This window comes from Anaerovorax odorimutans (assembly GCF_024459955.1).
GTDB lineage: Bacteria > Bacillota > Clostridia > Peptostreptococcales > Anaerovoracaceae > Hominibacterium > Hominibacterium odorimutans_A.
The window spans coordinates 1-403 of the sequence record NZ_JANFXK010000108.1 but is presented as its reverse complement, the minus strand read 5'-3'; the positions used below and the strand labels follow the sequence as shown (position 1 = coordinate 403).

1 pseudogene is annotated in these 403 nt (G+C 48.6%); it reads left to right on the top strand.

From position 1 onward, the window contains the following. Nucleotides 1-102: 102 nt before the first annotated feature. A pseudogene (locus NE619_RS19360) lies at nucleotides 103-403 on the top strand (hypothetical protein); the annotation flags it as partial.

The following is a 403-nucleotide window of genomic DNA, read 5'->3' as shown; positions in this document are numbered from 1 at the left end:
AAAGGAGAAGGAAAAAAACACCGGCAGTCGAGGCGGCCAAAATACACACAGGCAAGCAGTGCCAAGAAAAACAAACAAAGGGGCAAAAGTGAGGTAGAAACTATGGGGAATTTTGATGATTTGTTAACTACGTCCGTATCCAGATACGACCCGCGAACAGCCGATTTTATTGCGGAAAGCAAAGCCAACCGGCAGCTCTGTTATGAATATTTGGAGCAGGCAGCGCTGGGTGTGGCAGAAACTGGCGGCGCGTATCAGCAGTTTTTGGATGTACAGAGCCGGTTTGAACGTTATACGGCAGGTAATGCGCTTTTGATTATGGCGCAGAATCCAAAAGCGCAGCAGCTTGGCAGTTATGGCTATTGGCGGGACCAGGGAATTTATATACAGCGCGGCGAAAAAC